Consider the following 6,642-nt stretch of genomic DNA (forward strand, 5'->3'; position numbering starts at 1 on the left):
TTATTTTCCCTCATTTACTAGTTTCTTTTAACGAATTCCTAATTCTATATCACTTTCCGTCAATTTTGAATGCGTTTTTATATAATCTACCACTTCATCCACTTTGGTAAACGCCATAGCAACATAAGTATCTGCTGCACCGTAATAAATCGCTATCCTTCCTGTATCAGAATCCTGTAAAGTCGCACAAGGGAAACAAACATTTCCTACGAATCCGCGCTCTTCATACCACTCTTGTGGAGTTAACAGGAAATTCTCACAACGGTATTTCACAATAGACGGATTATCCACATCCAAGATCGCTCCACCAATGCTATAAACAAGTCCATTACAAGTTCCTGTTACTCCATGGAAGAATAATAACCATCCTTCACTTGTTTCAATCGGCGCCGAACCTCCGCCTATTTTCACTGCATCCCACCATTCATTACCTTTTCCCATGACATGCCGGTGCTTTCCCCAATAGACCATATCCGGACTTTCACTCAAGAAAATATCTCCAAAAGGTGTATGACCACTATCACTCGGACGAGACATCATTACAAAATTCCCATTCATTTTCCTGGGAAATAAAACTGCATTTCTGTTAAATGGTATAAAAGGATTTTCTAATCTGGTAAACGTTTTAAAATCTGTCGTTTTTGCCAATCCAATCGACGCTCCATAAAAATCACCACACCAGATAATGTAATACACATCCTCAATTTTCACTAACCTCGGATCATAAGCATAAACAGGTTCAAATTCTTCACCTTTTTCATTTACAAAATGTATTTTTTCCTTATCAAAGGTCCAGTCAATACCATTTTCACTACGTCCCAAATATATGTACGGTATTCCATTCACCTGTTCTCCTCGGAACACTCCAATAAATGCTCCTTCATAAGGGACTACAGCGCTATTAAATATCCTCGCCACCCCTTCTACTGGGTTTCTCTTAATAACAGGATTTTCTGTATATCTCCATACAGGAGCTCCTGTCAATCCTTCCGGCTTCTCCTGCCATGGAATATTTGGAAGATTTTCTCCATTCGTTATTTTTATTTGCATCATAATCGTTCTCCTCTATTCTTTTACTGCTCCTGCTGTCATACCACTATAAATTTGTTTTTGTAACAAAAGAAACAAAATGAAAGCGGGAAGCATTGTTATTATTACACCGGCACAAATTACTTCCCATTGTGTCCCATAAGGGCCTTTAAATCGGAATAATGCTGTTGAAATGACTGCCAGTTCAGGTTTTGGCATATACAAATACGGTGTATAAAAGTCATTATAAAATGTAACTCCTTTTAGTATTAAAACAGTCATGATCGCTGGCTTTAAAAGTGGAATCATCAGCCTATAAAAAATTGTAAAATAGGAAGCTCCATCCATAATAGCCGATTCATCAATACTAAAAGAAATATTATCCAAAAACTGTAGAAAAATATAAATAGAAATAATATCTGTTCCTGCGAACAAAATAATGGTAGACCACGGGGTGTTAAACAATCCCATACCATTAATAATCTGAAAAGTACTCATCTGCATCGTAATGCTTGGTACTAAAGACGCTATCAAGAATAGCGAACTAACAATTTTTCTGAACTTAAACTTAAAACGACTCAGAACATAAGCTGTCATTGTCCCTGTTAATAAAGTCGCAATAATCGAAAAAGCCAGAATAAAAAATGTATTAGCAAAACCCAGAAGCATTTTACCATCTACAAATGCTTTTACATAATTGGAAATATTCGTAAAATTTCTTGGTAATTCTAATACACCGGTAGAATTCAATTCTTCCCCTGTCTTGAAGGACCCAATCAGCACAACAAGCAATGGCACAATTGCAATCGCAGCCGAAATAATTAAAGATAGGTAAATAAATAAATTTGATATTGAAAACTTTTTCTTCATGTTATGCCTCCTTTCCTTCAAAGAAACGTTTTTGTACAAATGTAATAATCATTATAATTAACAGTAAAATCACACCCATTGCAGATGCAAGACCTACTTTATGCACTGTAAACGCTGTATCTAAGGTTTTCAAAACAAATGTAGAGGAACCATTCGCTCCATCTGTCATAATTTTTGGTATTTCGAAAACACTTATTGCTCCTTTCACTGCCAGAATCAAGTTTAAACTGATTATTATTTTGATATTCGGAAAAATAATATATTTAAATTGCTGCCAACGATTTGCTCCATCAATTGATGCTGCCTCATAAAGATCAGGACTGACCGATGCAATCGCGCCCGAGAACATAACCATGTTCTGTCCCAGATATCTCCAAACCGATACAGAAGCAAGGGAATAATTAACCACTTTTGGATTACCAAGCCATAGAGGGAGATTGCTTTTCGCAATCCCCAAACTAGTCAATAACGTGTCTAAAGTTCCAAACTCTCTGAAGAAATACATAAATGCAAAACCAATCGCAACCCCATTAATTAAATATGGAAAAAAGATAACTCCTTTAAAAAAGTTCTTCGCCCTTAACTTATAATTTAAGACCGTGGCAAAGTATAACGCGATAGCAATTTGTATAAAAGAACCAATCAAATAATATAAACTGGTTTTAAACATCTCTAAATACTCTGGTTTTGTGAATATATCTTTATAATTCTTTAGTCCTATAAATTTCATTGTTGGACTTGTTCCATTCCACTTAAAAAAGCTGAATTTAACCATATCTACAAAGGGTAAATACGTAAATATAATAAGGAGTAACATAGGAACAAGTAAAAATGTTATAATAATAATTTTCTGCTGATATTTTCTCGTACTTAACTTTTGTCTTAAGGTCATAAATAGGATCCCCTCTCTCTGATAATTAGGCGTTCCATTTCATTATGTTTAGAAATCCTAATTACTATTTGACTTCCACATCATTATCTTTTTGCGCCTGTGCCCATCTAGCATTCCAATCTTTCATAATATTATCAAAAGATTCTCCCGAAGAACCTAATGCCGCTTCTACAATACGCTTCTTTTCAATATCTGAAGTCAAAGCGATTTCAGACTCATTGTTCAGCACATCAAACAAACCATCGTTCTCTGTAGTGGCAGGAGCGTCAACCACTAACTCTGCTTTTGTAAAATCTTTCAAAGTATCCGGTAGTGGGTCTGATTTCAGAATTGAAATACTTCCTTCGCTTAATGCAAAACCTGTTTCATCTATCATATAGTCAATCCAAGCTCTGGCTGTTGCTTTATTTTCACTGTGAGTATTAATTGCATAACAATAATCAGCACCGGCCGTTGCATATTGTTTTCCATTAATATTCCAAGGAAATGGCATATATCCCACATCATCCGGATGAGAACCTGCAGCTTTTATCTGACTAATCGCCCATGAGCCCAAATCCATTACTGCTATTTCTCCATTATTTAACATGACTTTTGATTGTTCCCAATCTGAAGTTACAGGGTCATTTTCGCACAATCCCTGTTTCACAATATCATATAAAAGTTTATGTACAACGTAATTCGGTTTCCCTTCACTAAATGGATCTTTTTCATGAACAATTGTATTGTTATGATAGTCTTTATCACCCGATACAGACCCCCAGCACTGATCCTGCCATTGAACCAAAGGCCAGCCTGCTGCAAAATTAGTATAATAAGGAATCGCTTTTGTTTTTTGTTTCACTTGTTTTAAACAATTTAAAAACTCTTCTGGTGTTGTAGGCATTTTTGTAATACCCGCTTCCTTAAAGACCTTTTTATTATAAACCATACCTTGCACATTACAGTTGGATGCAAGACCATATACTTTTCCATCATAAAATTTTGAATATAAAAATCTTTCATCATACTTCTTCTTTAGTTCATCCACCGTTCCAAGAGATTCAAAGTAATTAGGAAAATCAGTATTCTTAATTGAACTTGGCAGCATTAAAACATCACCATATTCTTCCGTCTGTAAACGTATCGCTATATCGGTCTCGTAATCAGTAACCGCTTCAAACTTCACCGTTGTTCCCGGATACTTCTTTTCAAATGCCTTTTTATAATCTGCCATTTTGGTATCAATAATATCTGTTCTGTGAGTAATTACTGTGATTTCTCCACCAATTTCATCCGGGCTTTGATTCGTTGTACGCTTCGCCCCTTTGCATCCAATCAATGAAGTTGCAACTATTACTGTACACATAAGTACAGCAAGATTTTTCTTTTTCATATCTTAACCTCCACTCTAATATAAAGTTAACGTTAACTTTAATCAAATTATATATTTTAACCTAACAATTGTCAAATAGATTTTGCGGTTTTGACGTTTTGCACAACAAAATTGTCCGTTTTTTGTTAATATTAACCTCTCAAACTTTAACACTAAATAAAAAAAGACGTTTGTTAAGTTACAAACGCCCTTACAAATACCTTTACTGTTTAATATCTGCTACGGAATCTCTTATGATTACTTTTCCACAAACAACCTTTCGTCCTATTTTGTAATCCGGATTCTTTATCTTTTTAACAATAGATTTTACAGCTGTAACTGCCATCTGCTCTACATCAACCCTATATGTTGTCAATTGCGGTTTACTTATTGTAGAATATATATAATCATCAAATCCGACTACCGAGATATCTTCCGGGACACGATACCCTTTCTCTTTCAACTGTTGTATTAATGTATAAGCGATCTGATCACAATTGCAAACAAATGCTGTCGGTAAAATTCTTGGTAATTCTATTTTTATAAATCTGCCTTTTTCATCTCTATCACAAATCAGCCACTCATTTTGGAATGGAATATGATGCTGCAACAGACTCTTCAGCGTACCCAGATACCGATCCATAATACTACTGGTTGCATAAATATTTCCTACAAATGCAATTTCTCTATGACCTTTCTGAATCAAGTAATTAGTAAGCATATAGCATCCAAATATATTATCGCTGACAATAGATTCCATATCTGAATCATTATAAAAGTCTAATAGCACATACGGGATTTCAGTTTCTTTAAGAAGCTTCAAATACTTCTTGCTCATCTCTCCCATTACAATCAATCCATCTATTTTATTATTCTCAATAATAGCAGGAAGTTCTGCTGATAATTCTTGTTCTTCTGTTAAAATTTCCAAAATGCCAAAGAAATTGGTACCATTTAACTTTAATACAATATGTCGATATAAATTTGAATAAAAAGAATTATCTTCAAAGAATTTATTAGATACTAAAATACCTATATTATAATTCACACCTTCTTTCATACTTTTAGCGGCTGAATTGTAACGATACCCCATCTCCTGTGCTTTTACCTTAATTATTTCCCGTAATTCTTCACTGACACCTTCCCTGCCCGAAAGGGCTTTTGATACGGTAACAGTACTTTTGTTCAGTTCTTTCGCTATATCTCGCATGGTAATATTTTTTTTCATAAATCTTATCCCTTCGTTTTAAACATGATAATTTATTATAGTACGCCTAATTAAACTTTGCAAGATATTTAAGTTACAAATCACATTTTGTTAAGTAATCTATTATTTTGTCCTATCGCCCCCTATAAAATCAACTAATTTATTATTTTTAAGAACTTTATTCTTTCTCCTGCATAAATTGTAATATGAAGTACAAGTAATTTAAGAGAAAAGTCCATCATAAAAACCGAAACATACAATAACTCCTGTATCAATTTAATACAAGGAAAGGAATAGATTTTTATGAGATTTTTAAGCAGAATGTCTACGGCAGAAAAAATCGCATATGTTGCAAACTTTGACTCAAATACTATTTCCGTAATTGATACCAATACCAATAAGGTATCGGCAACAATTAATAGTAATGTCCGTCCTACTGTGTTAGCCACTACTCCCGATCATAAATTTATCTATGCTGTCAACAGTTGTTCAGATAATGTATCGGTTATTGATACGCACAGCAACCTTGTGATAAGTACTATCGATGTTGGAAAAAATCCTATGGGAATTGCAATTACACCAAACGGTAAAAATGTATATGTTGCAAATTTTAATTCCAATACTGTCTCTGTCATTGATACCTGCTTAAACAAAGTCACCTTTACAATTCCTGTCGGAAGCGGACCTGAAGGTATTGCCATTAGACCGGACGGCAGATTTGTCTACGTGGCAAACTACGATCATAATAATATATCCGTAATTGATACAGCAACAAATACCATTTCAACCAACTTACCTGCCGGTTTTGGCCCTGCAGGCTTAGCAGTTACTCCTGATAACAACTTTCTTTTCGTTACAAATACAAACACTGATAATATTTATATCATAAATATCCAAACCAATACACTGGCCAATATAATCCCCGTTAATAAGCATCCCAGAGGTATCGCTATCACACCTGACGGCAGCACAGCTTATGTTACAAATTATTTATCTAATAACTTGACAGTTATTGACATATCTAATTTTGAAATCATTCATACAATACCAATGGGCAACGGACCTTTGAAAGCAGCCATTACACCTGACGGAAAATCTGTTTATGTGACCTCTATAAATTCAGATTACATCTATGTTGTAGATACAGCTGTTAATACAGTTTGTGTCAAAATCTCTGTAGGACACAATCCTTATGGAGTCGCCATTATGTAACTTTGAAATTCCTATATAAAAGTGCAAGAGCTTAATCTTTTGCACTTTTATCCATTTGTCCTCGTATTATAAAGTAGT

The 6,642-nt window shown here is 34.4% G+C and carries 7 protein-coding genes; 1 reads left to right on the forward strand and 6 read right to left on the reverse strand.

The features are described 5' to 3' along the window. Window positions 1–27: 27 nt before the first annotated feature. The 6 genes from DWV06_RS07185 to DWV06_RS18520 all read right to left on the reverse strand — a co-directional run bounded on the left by DWV06_RS07185 (window position 28) and on the right by DWV06_RS18520 (window position 5,801). Complete coding sequence (locus tag DWV06_RS07185; RefSeq protein WP_115481500.1) at window positions 28–1,053, reverse strand: glycoside hydrolase family 130 protein; 1,026 nt, start codon at window positions 1,051–1,053, stop codon at window positions 28–30. A gap of 12 nt (window positions 1,054–1,065) precedes the next feature. Beyond that, window positions 1,066–1,899 carry a carbohydrate ABC transporter permease gene (locus tag DWV06_RS07190; protein ID WP_115481501.1) on the reverse strand — a complete coding sequence of 278 codons (834 nt, stop codon included), beginning with the start codon at window positions 1,897–1,899 and terminating at the stop codon, window positions 1,066–1,068. Window position 1,900: 1 nt separating this feature from the next. Beyond that, complete coding sequence (locus tag DWV06_RS07195; protein ID WP_115481502.1) at window positions 1,901–2,791, reverse strand: carbohydrate ABC transporter permease; 891 nt, start codon at window positions 2,789–2,791, stop codon at window positions 1,901–1,903. A 64-nt stretch (window positions 2,792–2,855) separates the two neighbouring features. Continuing rightward, window positions 2,856–4,166, reverse strand: a complete 1,311-nt coding sequence (locus tag DWV06_RS07200) for an ABC transporter substrate-binding protein (protein ID WP_115481503.1) — start codon at window positions 4,164–4,166, stop codon at window positions 2,856–2,858. 202 nt (window positions 4,167–4,368) lie between these two features. Continuing rightward, entirely contained in the window at window positions 4,369–5,373 is a 1,005-nt protein-coding gene (locus DWV06_RS07205) for a LacI family DNA-binding transcriptional regulator (protein ID WP_115481504.1), read from the reverse strand. 134 nt (window positions 5,374–5,507) lie between these two features. Next, window positions 5,508–5,801 (reverse strand): hypothetical protein, encoded by a 294-nt coding sequence (locus DWV06_RS18520; protein ID WP_162300597.1) that lies wholly within the window; start codon window positions 5,799–5,801, stop codon window positions 5,508–5,510. On the opposite strand from DWV06_RS18520, the gene DWV06_RS07210 reads away from it, so the two are divergent. Beyond that, window positions 5,734–6,564, forward strand: a complete 831-nt coding sequence (locus tag DWV06_RS07210; protein WP_408608141.1) for a beta-propeller fold lactonase family protein — start codon at window positions 5,734–5,736, stop codon at window positions 6,562–6,564. The genes DWV06_RS18520 and DWV06_RS07210 overlap by 68 nt on opposite strands. Window positions 6,565–6,642 lie beyond the last annotated feature (78 nt).

Origin of the sequence: Anaerosacchariphilus polymeriproducens, assembly GCF_003363435.1 — a bacterium.
Lineage (GTDB): Bacteria > Bacillota > Clostridia > Lachnospirales > Lachnospiraceae > Anaerosacchariphilus > Anaerosacchariphilus polymeriproducens.

What these genes read in the sequence shown, in the direction of transcription:
- DWV06_RS07190 (WP_115481501.1), bottom strand. Translation starts at nt 1,899, where the DNA reads ATGAAGAAAAAGTTTTCAATATCAAATTTATTTATTTACCTATCTTTA.
- DWV06_RS07200 (WP_115481503.1), bottom strand. Translation starts at nt 4,166, where the DNA reads ATGAAAAAGAAAAATCTTGCTGTACTTATGTGTACAGTAATAGTTGCA.
- DWV06_RS07205 (WP_115481504.1), bottom strand. Translation starts at nt 5,373, where the DNA reads ATGAAAAAAAATATTACCATGCGAGATATAGCGAAAGAACTGAACAAA.
- DWV06_RS07185 (WP_115481500.1), bottom strand. Translation starts at nt 1,053, where the DNA reads ATGATGCAAATAAAAATAACGAATGGAGAAAATCTTCCAAATATTCCA.
- DWV06_RS07195 (WP_115481502.1), bottom strand. Translation starts at nt 2,791, where the DNA reads ATGACCTTAAGACAAAAGTTAAGTACGAGAAAATATCAGCAGAAAATT.